General features: G+C 72.4%; 12 protein-coding genes. 5 read left to right on the top strand and 7 right to left on the bottom strand.

What is annotated here, in order from left to right; all coding sequences use genetic code 11:
* A partial coding sequence (gene uvrA, locus FRAQA3DRAFT_RS01530; protein WP_009399438.1) for an excinuclease ABC subunit UvrA occupies positions 1–2,890 on the bottom strand: 2,890 nt, incomplete at its 3' end.
* Positions 2,891–3,190: 300 nt separating this feature from the next.
* Between uvrA and FRAQA3DRAFT_RS01525 the strand changes: the two genes are divergently transcribed.
* Entirely contained in the window at positions 3,191–3,889 is a 699-nt protein-coding gene (locus tag FRAQA3DRAFT_RS01525) for an MBL fold metallo-hydrolase (RefSeq protein ID WP_009399437.1), read from the top strand.
* 26 nt (positions 3,890–3,915) lie between these two features.
* Here the strand turns inward: FRAQA3DRAFT_RS01525 and FRAQA3DRAFT_RS01520 are convergent, their stop codons facing one another.
* Entirely contained in the window at positions 3,916–4,410 is a 495-nt protein-coding gene (locus FRAQA3DRAFT_RS01520; protein ID WP_009399436.1) for a hypothetical protein, read from the bottom strand.
* An 839-nt stretch (positions 4,411–5,249) separates the two neighbouring features.
* On the opposite strand from FRAQA3DRAFT_RS01520, the gene FRAQA3DRAFT_RS01515 reads away from it, so the two are divergent.
* A complete protein-coding gene (locus FRAQA3DRAFT_RS01515) occupies positions 5,250–5,657 on the top strand; it encodes a hypothetical protein (protein WP_009399435.1) in 408 nt (135 codons plus the stop codon).
* An 85-nt stretch (positions 5,658–5,742) separates the two neighbouring features.
* On the opposite strand, the gene FRAQA3DRAFT_RS32275 is transcribed toward FRAQA3DRAFT_RS01515, so the two are convergent.
* A protein-coding gene (locus FRAQA3DRAFT_RS32275; protein WP_085950016.1) for an IS5 family transposase occupies positions 5,743–6,587 on the bottom strand; the annotation gives its coding sequence in 2 pieces (ribosomal slippage) (positions 5,743–6,209 and positions 6,209–6,587; 846 coding nt in all).
* 727 nt (positions 6,588–7,314) lie between these two features.
* The gene (locus tag FRAQA3DRAFT_RS01500; protein ID WP_009399434.1) at positions 7,315–8,427 is read right to left on the bottom strand and encodes a glycosyltransferase family 2 protein; all 1,113 of its coding nucleotides are present in this window, start codon (positions 8,425–8,427) and stop codon (positions 7,315–7,317) included.
* A 616-nt stretch (positions 8,428–9,043) separates the two neighbouring features.
* On the opposite strand from FRAQA3DRAFT_RS01500, the gene FRAQA3DRAFT_RS01495 reads away from it, so the two are divergent.
* The gene (locus FRAQA3DRAFT_RS01495; protein WP_009399433.1) at positions 9,044–9,781 is read left to right on the top strand and encodes a YafY family protein; all 738 of its coding nucleotides are present in this window, start codon (positions 9,044–9,046) and stop codon (positions 9,779–9,781) included.
* 161 nt (positions 9,782–9,942) lie between these two features.
* Here FRAQA3DRAFT_RS01495 and FRAQA3DRAFT_RS01490 read toward each other — a convergent pair whose 3' ends face one another.
* Positions 9,943–11,052, bottom strand: a complete 1,110-nt coding sequence (locus FRAQA3DRAFT_RS01490; protein WP_063820830.1) for a TerC family protein — start codon at positions 11,050–11,052, stop codon at positions 9,943–9,945.
* A 275-nt stretch (positions 11,053–11,327) separates the two neighbouring features.
* On the bottom strand, positions 11,328–12,698 hold the full coding sequence (locus tag FRAQA3DRAFT_RS01485; protein WP_009399431.1) for a hypothetical protein: 1,371 nt from the start codon (positions 12,696–12,698) through the stop codon (positions 11,328–11,330).
* A 177-nt stretch (positions 12,699–12,875) separates the two neighbouring features.
* On the opposite strand from FRAQA3DRAFT_RS01485, the gene FRAQA3DRAFT_RS01480 reads away from it, so the two are divergent.
* Together FRAQA3DRAFT_RS01480 and uvrB are read left to right on the top strand one after the other, a co-directional pair.
* Positions 12,876–14,426, top strand: coding sequence for a CdaR family transcriptional regulator (locus tag FRAQA3DRAFT_RS01480; RefSeq protein WP_009399430.1), 1,551 nt, complete (start codon positions 12,876–12,878; stop codon positions 14,424–14,426).
* Positions 14,427–14,478: 52 nt separating this feature from the next.
* Entirely contained in the window at positions 14,479–16,611 is a 2,133-nt protein-coding gene (gene uvrB, locus FRAQA3DRAFT_RS01475; RefSeq protein WP_009399429.1) for an excinuclease ABC subunit UvrB, read from the top strand.
* 63 nt (positions 16,612–16,674) lie between these two features.
* Here uvrB and coaE read toward each other — a convergent pair whose 3' ends face one another.
* The gene (coaE, locus tag FRAQA3DRAFT_RS01470) at positions 16,675–17,307 is read right to left on the bottom strand and encodes a dephospho-CoA kinase (protein ID WP_051054525.1); all 633 of its coding nucleotides are present in this window, start codon (positions 17,305–17,307) and stop codon (positions 16,675–16,677) included.
* Positions 17,308–17,443: the final 136 nt, after the last annotated feature.

Genomic DNA, 17,443 nt, shown 5'->3' with positions numbered 1-17,443 from the left:
CTCCCCCACCGGCGGCTTCGGCGGCCGCCCCACCGGTGGCCGGCACCCGGTCGCCAAGGATCTCCCGCAGGAAGACCGCGGTGTGGCTCTCCTCGACCGCGGCGACGACCTCGGGCGAGCCCTGGGCGACGACCCGCCCGCCGCCGGTGCCGCCCTCCGGCCCCATGTCGATGATCCAGTCCGCCGTCTTGATCACATCGAGGTTGTGCTCGATGACGATGACCGTGTTGCCGGCGTCGACGAGCCGACCGAGCACGCCGAGCAGCTTGCGGATGTCCTCGAAGTGCAGCCCGGTCGTCGGCTCGTCGAGGACGTAGACGGTTCGGCCGGTGGAGCGCCGCTGCAGCTCGGAGGCGAGCTTGACCCGCTGCGCCTCACCGCCGGACAGCGTCGGCGCCGACTGGCCGAGGCGGACGTAGCCGAGCCCGACGTCGTTGAGCGTGCGCAGGTGACGGGCGATCGCCGGCACCGCGGCGAAGAACTCGGCCGCCTCCTCGATCGGCATGTCGAGGATCTCGGCGATGTTGCGGCCCTTGTAGTGGACCTCGAGGGTCTCCCGGTTGTACCGGGCACCGTGGCAGACCTCGCACGGCACGTACACGTCCGGCAGGAAGTTCATCTCGATCTTGATGGTGCCGTCACCGGAGCACGCCTCGCAGCGCCCGCCCTTGACGTTGAACGAGAACCGGCCCGGCAGGTAACCGCGAACCTTGGCCTCGGTCGTCTCGGCGAACAGCCGGCGGATGTGGTCGAAGACGCCGGTGTAGGTCGCCGGGTTGGACCGCGGGGTGCGGCCGATCGGCGACTGGTCGACCCTGACGGCCTTGTCGAGGTGGTCGAGGCCGCTGACGGTCCGATGCCGGCCGGGCACCTCGCGGGCGCCGTTGAGCTTGTTCGCCAGCACGCTGGCGAGGATGTCGTTGACGAGGGTGGACTTGCCCGACCCGGACACCCCGGTGACGGCCACGAAGCAGCCCAGCGGGAACGAGACCGTGACGTCGCGAAGGTTGTGCTCGCGGGCGGCGTGCACCGTCAGCGCGCGGCCCTTCGTCGGCGCGCGGCGGATGTCGGGCACCGGGATCTGGCGCCGGCCGGAGAGGTAGGCGCCGGTCATCGACTCCTCGCTGGCGAGCAGCTCCGCCACCGGCCCGGAGACGACGACCCGCCCGCCGTGCTCGCCCGCGCCGGGGCCGATGTCGACCACCCAGTCGGAGGCCCGGATGGTGTCCTCGTCATGCTCGACGACGATGAGGGTGTTGCCCAGGTCGCGCAGCCGCAGCAGGGTCTGGATGAGCCGGCGGTTGTCCCGCTGGTGCAGCCCGATCGACGGCTCGTCGAGGACGTAGAGCACCCCGACGAGGCCGGAGCCGATCTGGGTGGCCAGCCGGATGCGCTGCGCCTCCCCACCGGCCAGGGTGCCGGCGGCGCGGTCGAGGGAGAGGTAGTCGAGCCCGACGTCGAGCAGGAACGTCAGCCGCGCGTCGACCTCCTTGAGCACGCGCCCGGCGATCGTCCGCTCCCGCTCGCCGAGCTCCAGCCCGCGCAGGAACTCGGCGCACTCCCCGATGGCCATCCCGGAGACCTCGGCGATGGACCGGCCGCCGACCGTGACCGCCAGCGACTCGGGCTTGAGCCGGGCGCCGCGGCAGGCCGGGCAGGGCACGTCGCGCATGTAGCCCTCGTACCGCTCCCGGCTGCTGTCCGACTCGGCCTCCCGGTGGCGGCGGCCGATGAAGCCGATGACCCCTTCGAACGAGGTGTAGTAGGACCGCTTGCGGCCGTAGCGGTTGGTATAGCCGACGTGGATCTCGGTCTCGCCGCTGCCGTGGAGCACCGCCTTGCGGGCCCGCTCCGGCAGCCCCTCCCAGGGGGTGTCCATCCGGAAGCTGAGGTCCTCGGCCAGGGCGGTGAGCAGCCGCTCGAAGTACTCCTTGTTGTGCCCGCCGGCCCACGGCGCCACCGCGCCCTGCGCCAGGGAGAGGGTCGGGTCGGGCACGACGAGCTCCGGGTCGACCTCCTTGCGGGTGCCGATGCCGGTGCACTCGGGGCAGGCGCCGTAGGGCGAGTTGAAGGAGAACGAGCGCGGTTCGAGCTCCTCGAAGGACAGGTCGTCATAGAGGCAGGCGAGGTGCTCGGAGTACATCCGCTCACGCTCGGGGTCGTCGGCGGGCCGGTCGACGAAGTCGACGAGGACCAGGCCGCTGCCGAGGCGCAGCGCCGTCTCCACCGAGTCGGTCAGGCGCCGCTTGGCCGACTCCTTGGCCGCCAGCCGGTCGACCACGACCTCGATCGTGTGCTTGCGCTGCTTCTCCAGCTTCGGCACGTCGGTGAGCGCGACGACGGTGCCGTCGACGCGGGCCCGGGCGAACCCGGAGCTCTGCAGCTCGGCGAACAGGTCGAGGTACTCGCCCTTGCGCCCGCGCACCACCGGCGCGAGCACCTGGAAGCGGGTGCCCTCGGGCAGCTCCAGCAGCCGGTCGACGATCTGCTGCGGGGTCTGCCGGGAGATCGGCCGCCCGCATTTCGGGCAGTGCGGCCGGCCGGCGCGGGCGAACAGCAGGCGCAGGTAGTCGTAGACCTCGGTGATCGTGCCGACGGTGGAGCGCGGGTTGCGTGAGGTCGACTTCTGGTCGATGGAGACCGCCGGGGACAGGCCCTCGATGAAGTCCACGTCCGGCTTGTCCATCTGGCCGAGGAACTGGCGGGCGTACGCCGACAGCGACTCCACGTAGCGCCGCTGCCCCTCGGCGAAGATCGTGTCGAAGGCGAGGCTGGACTTGCCGGATCCGGACATGCCGGTGAAGACGATCAGCCCGTCGCGGGGCAGGTCGAGATCGACGTCGCGGAGGTTGTGCTCACGCGCGCCACGCACGACAAGACGGTCGGCCATCGTCGATCCCTCATGATCTTCCGGAAAATCGGACCTGGGCGAGTGTGGCCATGCTACGGATGGGGTCCGACAGTTTTTCCGCGGCCGGTCGCCGGCTTCACCCGCCGGGCACCCGCCCGCGGGTCGGCGTCACGGCCGTCACCCGACGGAAGGTAACGACCTGCCTGAAGTGGGTGTTCCGCGGCCGGCGTGGTCTCACCCCGGTCCGCGGTGTCGGCGACCCGCCGGGCGCCGACAATCACCTCAGGCGGCCGCGACGCCCGAGCAGACCGAGCCGTCCGCCCGGAGAGGGGACCACATATGAGCGACGCCCACGGCGACGAGGCCGGCGCGACCACCACCGGCGGCTACACCGGGAAGGTCACCGTCGGCGGCCCGGCGGACACGCGGGCTTTGCCAGGCCTGACGGTGACCAAGGTCGCGGTCGGCCCGGCGGACAACAACGCCTACCTGCTGCGCTGTCCCGTCACCGGCGCGCAGCTGCTCATCGACGCCGCGAACGAGGCCGGCACGCTGCTGCGGCTGATCGGCGACGCGGGCCTCGCCACGGTGGTCACCAGCCACCGGCACGCCGACCACGTCCAGGCGCTCGCCGAGGTCGTGGCCGCCACCGGCGCGACCACCGTCGCCCACGCCGACGACGCCCCCCAGATCCCCGTGCCCACCGCGCGGGTCGTGCACGACGGCGACGAGATCACCGTCGGCCGGGCGACCCTGCGGGCGATCCACCTCGTCGGCCACACCCCCGGTTCCATCGCGCTGCTCTACGACGCCGACCCCGCCGCCCCGCACCTGTTCACCGGCGACTGCCTGTTCCCCGGCGGCCCCGGCAACACGTTCGGCGACGCCGCTGCCTTCACCACGCTGATGGACGACCTGGAGCGCAAGGTGTTCGGCCCCCTGCCGGACACGACGTGGATCTACCCGGGCCACGGCTTCGACTCCACCCTCGGCGCCGAACGCCCCCACCTCGCCGAATGGCGCGCCCGCGGCTGGTGACCGGCAGATCGTGCCTGCGCATCGTCTCAGAATCTGCCCGGATCCTGCGGTGTTCCCACAACCTCTACCTCGTAGAACCGTTCCGCTGTCCGTGCCGCCTCGTAGTAGATGCCCGGCGCGAGCCACAGCGGGCCGACGATTCGCGCCCGTTCGGCGACCCTTTCGCCCGCGATCAGTGGGTGCTTGAAACCGGTGGTGATCCGGCCGATCAGCTCGATGCGGCCGACACAGTTCAGCGCGAGCGGGAGGCCTGCGGCGAGTAGTGCGGGGGCGCTGCGGGCCATGCCCGCGCACAGGGCTTCGAGGTCGTCGACGGAGTAGAACCCGCAGCCGCATCCGGCAGTCGGCGGATTCTCACAGCCATTATCGCATTTCGGCTGGTTCTCGTACGGCTGCCACCGGTACGGCGGAAGCCGGTTAACACCGGGCATCGAGTAGAGATAGCCGTACGGCCCTTTGGCCGGGAAGGAACGCAAGCGTGGTTCGTTGATCGTGAAGAACCGCCAGCCGAACGTAGGCATGATTCCCGTCTCCTGACACGTCGAAATAGAGCGGCGTGTCGAGGACGGATTCACCGGCCCGCGGCCATTCACTCGGTACGCGAATGGAGCCACGCCGATCATATCCCAGGGGTCTTCAGATCGAACCCTTCGCGAAAGCCGCGGACGGGCGGGAGGGGTGTAACAGAAGCTGACACCCCCGGAGGCGCCTCGAAGATGGTGGCCTCGCCCGCGCACCCGCAGGCCGGATGCGCGACGTATCCAAGGCATACGCCACAGACAGCGATCCCCCGCGTACCTGCGGGGCGGAGGCTTCCCGACCTGCACCGCCGTCCCCGTGGTTCTCCTGCCCACCCGGCGCGGCCGGCACGACAACGGCGGCGGCCCGTTGGCGAAGCTGTCGGTCACACTGATCCCGGTCGCATAGCGGATCACGTGGGGACTACGGCGCGGACCGGCAGAGCCGGCCATCCTCAGCGGCATGGATGACCCAGCGGCGAAGCCGCAGAACCCGGCGGCGATCGTCCTTCGCTGCCGGAAGCACCGCCGCCCGCAGACCGGGCCCGGGGTGAAGCTGACGTTCCGCCGGCCGCCGTCGTCCAAAGACTGCCCCGATTGTCGGACTGTTCACGCCCCTAAGCGGCAGGAGTAGGCAGGTCCCGGATCCGGGAACCGTCCAGCCGCTAGCCCGGTCGGCCGCCGGATCCCCGGGGGTCATCGGCGCGGACGGTCCCGCGCGACACGGTCGGATCGTCCTGTTTGCTCGGCGCTGAACGCCGGGGCTGCTCAGGCTTGACGGCAGAACCCGAGACGAGGAGATGCCGTGACGACGGACGACCAGCCCGCACCAAGCGGCCGACGTGAAGCTGCTGCTGGATCTGTTGGATCTGCTGCCCACGCCAGACCTCGACGACCAAGGCGAGTTCTGGGAGGCGTTCAGCCGGGCGCAGGAGGGTGGGCTGCAGGCCGACTATATCGTCGGGAAACTGGCGGTGTGGGCCGCGAGAGCCCATGAGGAGCCTGCCAACTCCTATTACGCGCATGAGCTGGCCGATTACTGTCTGATGTTCTTCGACGGGGAGAGTCAGGCGATGTGGGAGCTGTTGGGGGACCGCGTCGCCGCCGGCGGGAGAAGTGGCCGCCGGTTCGCGGAGTCCGTATGCGAGACGGCCTGGTTGATCTATGTGCCGCTGCAAGCAGCTATGCGCCGGGAAGCCACTTCGACCGCGCGGAGCGCCCAGGGGTGTGGAAGCTTCGAGGGGAATTGAAGGACATCTAGGAGCGCGGGCTGCCGGCGGACGAGTAGCTGTCTCCGCTCAGACGTGGCGCTGCTTCCCGGGCTTAGAGGTTGTCTCAGGTGGGGAGTTTCTTCCAGCAGGTGATCGCGGCAGCGAGGCAGAGGAACCCGAGGAAGTTGTGGCCGTCGCGTTCGTAGCGGATGGTCAGCCGGCGGTACCCGTCAAGCCAGGCAATCGTCCGTTCGATCTTCCACCGGTATGGGCCGAGGCGTTCGCTGCTGTCCACCCCGCGCCGAGCGATCCGTACGGTGATGCGGCGCCGGCGTAGGAAACGGCGCAGGTCCGGGTAGTCGTAGCCCTTGTCGGCCCGTAGCTTGTCGGGTCGGCGTCGCCGCGGCCCACGCCGGGACCGGATCGCCGGAATGCTGACGACCAGCGGGACGAGGGCCTGGCTGTCGTGCAGGTTCGCCCCAGACACCGCCACGACCAGCGGCAGACCGGCCTCGTCGGTCAGAACATGAATCTTCGAGCCGGCTTTGCCGCGATCGACCGGGTTCGGACCGGTCAGACTTCCCCCCTTGTCGCCCGCAGGCTCGCCGCGTCCACGATCACCGACGACCAGTCGACGTGCCCGGCGCCACCCTGGGCGTCGAGGATCGCCCGGTGCAGCCGGGGCCACATTCCCGCCCGGGTCCACGCCTGCGCCCGGGTCCACGCCTGCGCCCGGGTCCACGCCTGGAACCGCCGGTGCGCCGTGGGCACCGACAACCCGAACTCGGTCGGCAGATGCCGCCAGGCACAGCCCACGGTCAACACAGAGACCACCGCGGTGAACACCGCCCGATCCTCGAGCGGCGCGGTCCCTCCACCCTGCTGGCGGGTCTCGAACCGGGGCAGCAACGGTTCCACCAGCTCCCACAGATCATCCGGGACCAGCCGCACAGCCAGGCTGTTCTCCATCACATCCATGATCGGATATGTACCCAGCCCAGCCCCACACGAGACAACCTCTGATGTCGCGCCGGATCGCTTCCGCGGACCACCGGTCGCGGACCAGGTCGGCGAGCCGGTCGGCGACCGCGCCGAGGTCCAGATCACCGGCTTGCGTGGACGCCTTGTCCGCGAGATCTGCCGCTCCGGGTAGGAACACCCCAACCGCGGCAAGCACCGGCCGGTGGGGTGCGGTGTCGGGTTCGGAGGGTTCCGCACAGCACGTTCGACCGCGTCCGGGTCGGAGGCACCGCGAGCGTCGACGGTCTACACGAACGCACCCGGGTGGAAGTCCACTCCGCCGCGGCCGGCGGTGGCCGTTGTCCGTGTGGGGACCTGCGACTCTTTCCAGACGTACTCGTTTTCCGGGGCTCGGTCGTCTCATGTCTCTGATCCACCCGACACCGCGGCGTCGATCCGCGTAGCCGTCAAGATGGGGTTCACCGACTCGGGCGATGCCTTCCGCAGCGATGCCGTCTACGTGATCCAATCGGCAGGTATGGCCCGGAACCGCGCCCCGCGTCCGGGCCCCGACCCCAACCACGGTCCCAGCCCCAACCCCGGCGATCATGGTGTTCCGCGGAACCGCGCCACCACGAGGAAGGCGGTGAAGCCCGAGAACCGGCCGATCTCGGTGAAAAGCCGATCTCGGTGAAAAGACGCCCGTCGCAGCAGGTCTCTGGGGTCCCGGGGAGGCTTACCCGGTGGTGAGGGGATCGACGGCCGAGGGGTCGGGTCCCGGCTCTGGATCACCGGACCGGGGTGCCGGCGCCGGGACAGCGCGCGCCGCGGACGGGACCTTGGCCGCTCCAACCTGGGCCGCTCCAGCCTGACCGACAGCGATCTGGCCGGCGGCGATCCGAGCGGGCTCGGCCGGGGGGAGGTGGCCGAGGCGACGGCGGGTCGCGGCGGGTGCGGCGTGCCAACGGGAGCGCACGGCGGGTTCCCAGGTCGGCCGGGTCAGGCCAGCCGCGAGCCCGGCGAGGATCCCGGCGGCGCGGCGCGCGTCCTGGAGACGGCCGGTGGCGAGTTTGCGGGCGGTGAGGACGGCGAGCTGGCCGGCGTGCACCGCGGGCCAGCTCCAGCCCAGGGTGGCGCGATGGCGGCGGGCGTAGACGGCGGCCGCGCGGCCGAGCTCGGCGTGCAGCAGGCCGGAGCGGCCGACGGTCTCGCCGCCCACGTGCACCACCGGCCATTCGTCGTCGGCCCAGGCGATCCGGCCGCCGGCCGCGTACAGCCGGGCGAACAGGTCGGTCTCCTCGTAGTACATCCAGTAGGCGGGGTCGAAGCCGCCGAGGCGCAGGAAGGTCGGGACGCGGATGGCGAAGAAGGCGCCGACCGGGTAGCGCAGCTGCGGCCAGCGGGCGACGGCTGCCGCCTCGCCGCGCAGCGTGATGAAGGCGCTCGTGCGCGGGGTCGGCAACACCCCCCGGGACCGTCCGGGGCCGCCCTCGCTGGCGAGGAAGGGGAAGCCGACGACGTCGACGGACGGCGGGTACCACCCGAGCAGCTTCGGAAGGACCTCCGCGGTGTCGGCGGGGATCGTCACGTCACTGTTGATCACCAGCAGCCAGTCCGGCGCCGGGCCGTCCTCGACGGCGAGGTTGACGGCGAGGTTGACGGCGGTGCCGTAGCCGACGTTGCCCTGGCCCTCAACGACGCGCACCCCGGCCGGCACCGGGCGCCCGGCGAGCGTGTCGTTCTCCACCAGTACCACCCCGCAGCCATTCATGGCGACCAGGGCCGACAGCAACTGGTAGAGATGGGTCGAGCCTCCGTGGGACACGACGACCGCCAACAGACTATGCATTATCCGCCTTCGCTAGAACGTAAAACGATAATCAGGAAATTGGAGATACCCCGCCGTACGTCCACGCAGCGCACCAGCGAGCACATCGAGCCAGGGTGATCGATCAGGATTTCGCCGGTGCCGCCGCACTCATGGCCGAACCCCGCGCACGATGATCGCCGCAACCGGCCCCACCCCGGCCGACCGGCCCGGGTACCGGTCGCGACCAGGGTAACTAGCGCATCGTGAGGGTCCACGTTCCCCTTCCCGGCGAGTCGCGCACCACCATCCCGCACCGGCCTTCCGAAATAACCGGAAGATGCACCGGAAACGCTGCGGGTGCGGGCCACGGCAATGCCCGAACGGAATATCGGACCGCCGATCACGGCAGCCGCCGCGGCCACCGGAAAGGCCACGGAATCCGGTTTCGTGCCGCGGACCATCGCGCCGACCGTCGCAGCCGGCGCTGCCGGCCGCCCGCACGCCGCCGGACCGGCCACCGCGCCGCGGCACCCGGGTCCTCCGCCCACCGCGCTCCGCCCTCCGTCCCCGCACATCACGGGCAGGGGGCAGCGAGATTGCCCAAGTCGCGCCGTTTCGCCACCAGTCGCGACAAGGCCCTGTCAACGTGGAACACATGCCGCACCCAGATCGACTGACCGCGATCGTCGAGGAGCTGCGCCGGGCCGGACCCGCCGGGCGAACCGCCGCAAGCCTGGCGGCCCGGCTGGACGTCAGCGTGCGGACGATCCGCCGGGACCTACTGGCTCTGCAGGACGCGGGGGTTCCCGTGGGCGGGATCTCCGGGCCGGGCGGAGGATACGTGCTCGCCCAGCACGCGATGCTGCCGCCCGTCGCGTTCACCCAGGGCCAGGCCACCGCGGCCGCCGTGGCGCTGGCCGCCCCCGCGACCGGCCCGCTGACCCGCGACGGGGCGGCGGCGCTGGAAAAGCTGCTCGACATCATGCCCTCGCCGGAGCAGCGGCAGGTCGCCGAGCTGGCCTCCCGCGGCTGGGCAGGACCGCCCGCGGTCGCCCGCACGGCGCTCACCGCCACCATCGAGGATGCGCTGCGGGCCGGCCGGGTGCTCGCGATCGACTACCAGGACGCCGCCGGCAGCCGGACGGTGGGCCGTCGGGTGGAGCCACAGCTGCTGGCCTTCACCGGCGGCCACTGGTACCTGCTGGCCTGGTGCCTGGACCGGGGCGGCCCGCGCTGGTTCCGCTGGGACCGGATCTTCCGCGCCGTCAACACCGGCCAGCCGGCGGACGACCGCGACCCGTTCGCAATCTTCACCGCGCCTCCTCCCGGCGTCCGGCGGATCCGCCGGACGCCGGCGCCCGGCCCGCGCGGCGAGCCGGCGCGACCAAGCTGACTGCGCCCGGCGGGGCGGCCCGTCGCGGCCCGTCGTCGAGGCCGCGATCACCACGATCGACGAGCCGGCCGCGCCCGGCGGGGCTCCTGGCACGAGCCTCCACGCGGAGCCCGCCGCCCGGCGCGGAGACCTCCCGTGGCGCGACCCCGTCACCCGCCCCCTCACGGGTGCCGGGATCCGCCCGGCCGTCCCCCGGGCACGGACGTCTCGGCCCGGGGCTCCCGGTCCACCTCCGGCGCCCTGTCGGCGCCCGAGGCACGGTCGGCGCCAACCGCCTGGTCAGCGCCCGAGGCCGGGTCAGCGCCCGAGGCCGGCGCCGGCGAGGAACCCGCGGCCGGCGCCGCCTTCTCGGCGGACTCCTCTGCGGGCGGTTCGGTCAGCAGCGACCAGATCACCGAGACGGCCAGCGCGACGGCGATCACGCCGAGCGACAGCGCGATCGGCATGTGCCACACGTCGGTGAGCAGCATCTTCACGCCGATGAAGGCCAGGATGAACGCCAGCCCCGTCGCCAGGTGGTGGAACCGTTCCATCAGGCCCGCGAGCAGGAAGAACAGCGAACGCAGACCCAGGATGGCAAGCGCGTTGCTGGTGTAGATGAGGAACGTCTTGTCGGTGACGCCCAGCGCGGCGGGCACCGAGTCGAAGGCGAACAGCACGTCGGCGGTCTCGATCGCGACGAGGACGGCGAGCAGCGGCGTGGCGACGAGCTTGCCCGCGCGGCGCAGGACGAAGTGCTGCCCCTGGTACTCGTCGGTGACCGGTATGACCCGCCGCAGCAGCTTCACCGCCCGGCTCTGCGCCGGGTCCATCTCGACCCCGTTGTCGCGAAGCATCTTCACGGCCGTGTAGATCAGGAACGCGCCGAAGATATAGATGATGAAGCTGAACTGCTCGAGCAGGGCGACCCCGGCGGCGATGAACACGAACCGCAGCACCAGGGCGCCGAGCACGCCGTAGAACAGCACCCGGTGCTGGTACTCCCGGGGGACCTTGAAGTACGAGAAGATCAGTGCGAAGACGAACAGGTTGTCGACGGACAGGCTCTTCTCGAGCAGCCAGGCCGCGGTGTACTCACCGGCGGCACCGGGGCCCTGCCAGGCCCAGACGACCCCGGCGAAGCCGATGCCGAGGGACACCCACAGCAGGCTCCACCAGGCGGCCTCGCGGAAGCCGATGACGTGGGCCTTGCGGTGGGCGAGCAGATCGATGGCGAGGAGCACGAGCAGTGCGCCGACGAAGGCGGCCCAGGCCCAGAGGGGAACGTGCACGGAGATCTCCAGAGGTGTCGGGTCGCGGCCCGGATGCGCCACCCCGGCTCCTCCGGGGCGGAAGGTGTCGCTCTGACCGGCCGGGCGCCGTTGCCAGCGGCCGGTCAGAGCACGTTCACGCGCGTCACGCCATCAGCAGGATGGACATGAAGCGACGGATCACTAACTTTTAGTAGTCGCAGGGGGGTGCAGCGAGGCTGCTGTCCGCCCCTGCCGGATCCCACCCGGGGATCCGGCTCGGGGCACGGCCGGAGCAAGCCGGCCGCCGGCGCCGATCAGCGCCAGAGGTTGCCGGGCCGCACCGCCCCGGCGCCCCGCCCGCGCAGCGGCGCCGTCTCGATCGCCTGGCTGAGCTCGACCGGGCCGACGGTGCCGACCATCCGCAGGCTGCCGTCCGCCCCGGGCTCCACCACGACGACGCAGCCGGCGGCCGGTCGTTCAAGCAGCCGCGCGGGCAGGTCGGCCACCGCGTCGTCCGGCGCGGCAGTCGCGACCATGGACAGCGGGACACAGACCCGGTTGACCCGGGCGAGACCGCGGTCGTCCATGGGGACTGCGGCGAGATCGCGCAGCAGCGCCACCCCGGCGAGCGAGCCGTCGAAGTCCTCGACCCCGAAGACGGCCCGGCGGGCGGGCAGCACCACGTCGTCGAGCGCGTCGTCCACGGTCGACCAGGACGACAGCGTCGGCGGCGCCGGGCTCATGACATCCCGCGCTACCAGACCCTCCAGCGCGGCGTTGGTGCGCTGCTGGGACTGGGCCAGCCGGGATGCACCCAGCGCCAACCAGCCGAGCAGCACCGCCCACAGCCCCACGAAGCCGACGAGGAACACGCCGGCGGCACCGACGGCGATCAGCGACCAGCCGCTGATGACGCCGGCCCGGGCGACGGCCTGCTCGGCGCGCTCCCGGCTGCCGGTGCGACGCAGCACCCGGGCGGCGATCAGCCGGCCACCGGAGCTGCGCGGGCTGGGCAGCGCGTCGATGAAGGTCACCAGCAGGGCGAACGTGCCGACCCAGATGGCCACCTGGCCGGCCAGGGCCAGCGTCCCGGCCGGCGCGAGTGCGCCGAGGGTGACGAGCATGGCGCCGGCCAGGGTGGTGACGGCGAGCCCGGCGCGGGCGACCTGCGCCTCGGCGCGGACGTCGGCGCCCGACTCGAGGTCCCTCGGGCCGGCGGCCGGGTCCCTCGGGCCGGCGGCCGGCGGCAGCACGACGTCGACTCCGCCGCCCGCGCCGAACGTGGTCGGGGAACCGGCGGGCCCGGAACGCTCGGCGGATCCGGCCGCGGGGCGGCCCGAGTGGGTCATGCCCGCCCCCGCCATGCCGGCGCTCCCCCGGTCGCGGTCGCCGAGGGCGACCGTCAGGCGGCTGCCGAAGGCGCCGACGGTGATGCCGACGACGGTCAGCCCGGCCCGGCGGGCGGCGCGGGCCCGCATCAGGTCCGCGCCCAGCAGGATGCCGACGAGCAGGCCGGCGCCGATCAGCCCACCGGACAGGTAGGCGAATCCGGGTCGGTCCGGCACGGTGGCCGGCAGCGTGAGCGCGGCGAGCAGGACGGTGACGACCGCCACCGACACGGCGAGTCCCGGACGCACCGTGATCGGCGGAAACCCTCCCCGTCTGGTGGCGTCGTGGGTGGTCATGTCCGCTCAGACTCCTTTCCCATTTCCTAGTTGCCCGGCCGGCGATGGCGACCAGGTGCTACACATGCTCAACGTCTAGCCTGCCCTTCAACGTCCCGGCAGACACCGCACGGACTCCGCGAGTTCGCTTATGATTTCGTTGCCGAAGCTCGGCAATCAGGGGCGGGAGGCGGGCAGATGGAGGAAGCGGACGGACCGGCCGGGACGGCCCCGGTCGACGACGACGCGCCGGCCGGTCTGCCGGAGACGAGCCTGACCCGGCTACCCCGCGCGGCCGTGCTCGCGGCTGCCGACTCCCGGCTGCATGCCGGCCTGCTCGGCGACTACCTCGACGTCCTCGCCTCGGCGGCGGACAGCGGGCGCCGGCTGACCCGGGCGGAGCTGGAGGCGTTTCGCGACCTCGGCCAGGCGGCGGCGGAGTCCGGGGCCTCGCTGCGCGCCCTGGTCGACCTCTACCTCTCGGCGACCTGGCGGGTCTGGCCGTCCCTGCCCGCGGTGCGGGCCGCCGACCGCACCGCCCGCGAGCTGACCCGGGCGTCGAGCACGCCGGGGCAGCTCGCCGACGCGCTGCGCTCGGCCGGCGAGTCGGTCGGGGCGGTCTCGCGCACCCGTGCCGCCGCCTCCGCGGTGCTGCGGGCCAGCGACGACGCCGTCGCCGCCGTCTGCGAGGGCTACGAGGCCGCCCGCACCGCCCGTGCCCGCTCCGAGGAGGCGCTGCGCCGCGAGCTCGTCGACGACCTGCTCACCGGCACGTCGGCGGTGGGCCAGCTCCTGGAGCGGGCCGGGGCGTTCGGCCTGCGGCTGGAGGCGCCGCACGTCGTCCTGGTCGTCGCCGGCAACCGGCGCTTCCTCGACGGGCGGGCGCTGACCCGAGCGGCCGAGGGCATCCTGCGCGAGCACAGCCTCACCGATCCGCTCGTTGCGACCCGCGGCGGCCTGCTCGTCTGCGTGGTGCCCGAGCAGGGCGACCTGGCCCGCGGCCCGGAGCCGCCCGCTCGCGGCGTCACCCCGGCCGGCCGTTCGCCCGCCGGCCCGGACGCCGCCGCAGGTACGGGGTCCGGGCAGGCGACGGGGGGCGGCGTGCGGGGTCGCCGCCCCGGTCGCCGGGCTCGACGGGTCGGGGCCGCGGCGGGCGGCAACCGCCCGCCCGGCCGGCGGCGGGCGGACGAGTCGGGTGCCGGGGGCGCGGGCTTCTCCCCGCTGCCCGCGTTCGCGCCCACGCAGGAGACCACGGCGGCGATGGCCGCGCTGACCCGCCGGCTGCGCGCCGAGCCCGGTCTGCTGTGGCGGGTGGGGGTCAGCCGCGCGCGCAGCGGCGTCGCCGGGGTCCGGATCGGCTTCGAGGAGGCCCGCGGCGCCGCGGAGCTCGCCGGCCGCCTCGGGCTGGAGGGGGCCGTCGTGCACACCGACGACCTGCTCATCTACAAGGTCCTGCTGCGCGACCGGGAGGCGCTGGCAGAGCTGGTGGAGGCGGTGCTCTCGCCGCTGCGGGCTGCCCGGGGCGGCGCCGGCCCGCTGATCGACACCCTCGACGCCTACTTCACCACCGGTGGGGTGGCGCTCGCCGCGGCGCGCCGGCTGCACCTGTCCGTGCGGGCACTGACCTACCGGCTCGACCGCATCCACGCCCTGACCCGGCACGACCCGACCTCCCCGACCGACCGGTACGTCCTGCAGACGGCGGTGCTCGGCGCCCGGCTGATCGGCTGGGACCCGGCCGCCGGGTGAGCCGCCGGCGGCGGGGCGGAAACTGTCGGAGGGCTGTGGTGTTCTAGAGGACGTGAGCACAACGTTCGAACGGCCCAGCCTCGACATCGAGCGGACGCGCGCCCCGTTCGAGGTCGTGTCCGACTTCGCCCCGTCTGGCGACCAGCCCGCCGCCATCGAGGAGCTGGCCCGGCGGGTGCAGGCCGGCGAGACCAACGTGGTCCTGCTCGGCGCGACCGGCACCGGCAAGTCGGCGACGACGGCGTGGCTCGTCGAGCGCCTGCAGCGGCCGACGCTGGTGATGGCCCCGAACAAGACGCTCGCCGCGCAGCTCGCCAACGAGTTCCGCGAGCTGTTGCCGCACAACGCCGTCGAGTACTTCGTCTCGTACTACGACTACTACCAGCCCGAGGCGTACATCGCGCAGACCGACACCTACATCGAGAAGGACTCCTCGATCAACGAGGAGGTCGAGCGGCTGCGGCACTCGGCGACGATGAACCTGCTCACGCGGCGCGACGTCATCGTCGTGGCGAGTGTGAGCTGCATCTACGGCCTCGGCACGCCGCAGGAGTACATCGACCGGATGGTGCGGCTGCGCGTCGGCGACGAGATCGAGCGGGACCTGCTGCTGCGCCGCTTCGTCGACGTCCAGTACACCCGCAACGACCTGGCCTTCACCCGGGGGACGTTCCGGGTCCGCGGCGACACGGTGGAGGTGTTCCCGGTCTACGAGGAGCTCGCCGTGCGGGTCGAGATGTTCGGCGACGAGATCGAGCGGCTGACCTACCTGCATCCCCTGACCGGGGAGATCGTCCGCGAGGCGCAGGAGATCTTCGTGTTCCCGGCGACGCACTACGTCGCCGGCCCGGAGCGGATGGAGCGGGCGATCGCCGGGATCGAGGCGGAGCTCGACGAGCGCCTGGCGACGATGGAGCGCCAGGGCAAGCTGCTGGAGGCGCAGCGGCTGCGCATGCGCACCACCTACGACATCGAGATGATGCGCCAGGTCGGCTTCTGCTCCGGGATCGAGAACTACTCCCGGCACATCGACGGCCGCGACGCCGGCACCCCGCCGCATACCCTGCTGGACTACTTCCCCGATGACTTCCTGCTGGTCATCGACGAGTCGCACGTGACGGTCCCGCAGATCGGCGGGATGTACGAGGGCGACATGTCCCGCAAGCGCAACCTCGTCGAGCACGGCTTCCGGCTGCCCAGCGCGATGGACAACCGCCCGCTGCGGTGGGAGGAGTTCCTGGAGCGCATCGACCAGACGGTCTACCTGTCGGCGACTCCGGGACCCTACGAGCTGGGCCGGGCCGACGGCGTCGTCGAACAGATCATCCGGCCGACCGGGCTGCTCGACCCGGAGGTCGTGCTCAAGCCGACGAAGGGGCAGATCGACGATCTCGTCCACGAGATCCGACTGCGCGCGGAGCGCGACGAGCGCGTCCTCGTCACCACCCTGACCAAGAAGATGTCCGAGGACCTCACCGACTACCTGCTCGAACTCGGCATCCGGGTGCGCTACCTGCACAGCGAGGTGGACACCCTGCGCCGGGTGGAGCTGCTCACCGAGCTGCGCCGCGGCGATTTCGACGTGCTCGTCGGGATCAACCTGCTGCGCGAGGGCCTCGACCTGCCCGAGGTGTCACTGGTGAGCATCCTCGACGCCGACAAGGAGGGCTTCCTGCGCTCCGACAAGTCGCTGATCCAGACCATCGGCCGCGCCGCGCGCAACGTGTCCGGCCAGGTGCACATGTACGCGGACTCGATCACCCCGTCGATGCGCCATGCCATCGACGAGACGAACCGGCGCCGCGAGAAGCAGATGGCCTACAACGCCGAACGCGGCCTCGATCCGCAGCCGCTGCGCAAGAAGGTCGTCGACATCCTCGACGACATGGTCCGCGAGTCGGCCGACGGCGAGCTGATCGGCGGGGGCGGGCGGTCGCAGTCCCGGGGCAAGGCGCCGGTGCCGGGGATGAGGTCCCGAGGCGGCAGCCAGGGCACGGTCGGCCGGTATGCCGCCGAGCTCGCCGGGATGCCCTCGCACGAGCTGGCGCAGCTCATCCGCCAGCTCGACGACCAGATGCACGAGGCGGCCAAGGAGCTCCAGTTCGAGCTGGCCGCCCGGTTGCGCGACGAGATCGCCGAGCTGAAGAAGGAGCTGCGCGGCATGGGCGCCGCCGGGGTGCAGTAGCCCGCGCGGCCGGACCCGCCGCCCGACCGGACCGCGGGGGCGGCGGGCTAGGGGGTGGGCGGGCTACGGGGTGGCGGCCGGGGGGTGCTCGGCGGCCATGCGGGCGTCGCGGCGGGCCAGCAGCTCCCGCCAGACCTCGTCGAGGCGGGCGTCGAGGGCGTCGAGGCTGCCGCCGTTGTCGATGACGATGTCGGCGACGGCGCGGCGCTGCCCGTCGGTGGCCTGCGTCGCCATCCGGGCCAGCGCCTGGTCGCGGGGTAGGCCGCGGCCCTCCAGCCGCACCAGCCGCAGCTCGCGCGGCGCCTCGACGACCAGCACCAGGTCGTAGTTGCCCTCCGAGTGCACCTCGACGAGCAGCGGGACGTCGTGCAGGACGATCCCGTCCGGGGAGAGCTGCGCGATCCGCCGGCCCGTCTCGGCCCGGATGAGCGGATGGACGATCGCCTCCAGGCGCCCGCGGGCCGCGGCATCGGCGAAGACGATCCGGCCGAGTGCCGGGCGGTCGAGGCTGCCGTCGGGCGCAGCCAGCTCGGCTCCGAACTCCGCCAGCACCGCGGCGAGGCCCGGGGTGCCCGGCGCGACCACCTCGCGGGCGATCTGGTCAGCGTCGATCAGCAGCGCCCCGCGGGCCGCCAGGCGCGCCGACACCGCGCTCTTGCCCGACCCGATTCCACCCGTCAGACCCACTGTGAGCACGGTGCCGAGTCTGCCAGCCCATGGCAGCACATGTGCTGCCGCGCCGGCGGCCATCGGCATCGCGCCGTGCGCGGCCAACGGCCACCCCTCGCGGCGGCCACGTCGCCCCGGCTGTGGACGGGTGTCTGCGAGGTCC

Source organism: Frankia sp. QA3 (assembly GCF_000262465.1).
Taxonomy (GTDB): Bacteria; Actinomycetota; Actinomycetes; order Frankiales; family Frankiaceae; genus Frankia.
Note: the sequence above shows the minus strand (reverse complement) of the source record. Positions and strands in the feature narration are given on the sequence as shown.

Excerpts from the sequence above, each read along its gene's own strand:
- FRAQA3DRAFT_RS01525 (WP_009399437.1), top strand. The coding sequence starts at position 3,191 with ATGAGCGACGCCCACGGCGACGAGGCCGGCGCGACCACCACCGGCGGC.
- FRAQA3DRAFT_RS01520 (WP_009399436.1), bottom strand. The coding sequence starts at position 4,410 with ATGCCTACGTTCGGCTGGCGGTTCTTCACGATCAACGAACCACGCTTG.
- FRAQA3DRAFT_RS01500 (WP_009399434.1), bottom strand. The coding sequence starts at position 8,427 with ATGCATAGTCTGTTGGCGGTCGTCGTGTCCCACGGAGGCTCGACCCAT.
- FRAQA3DRAFT_RS01495 (WP_009399433.1), top strand. The coding sequence starts at position 9,044 with ATGCCGCACCCAGATCGACTGACCGCGATCGTCGAGGAGCTGCGCCGG.
- FRAQA3DRAFT_RS01485 (WP_009399431.1), bottom strand. The coding sequence starts at position 12,698 with ATGACCACCCACGACGCCACCAGACGGGGAGGGTTTCCGCCGATCACG.
- FRAQA3DRAFT_RS01480 (WP_009399430.1), top strand. The coding sequence starts at position 12,876 with ATGGAGGAAGCGGACGGACCGGCCGGGACGGCCCCGGTCGACGACGAC.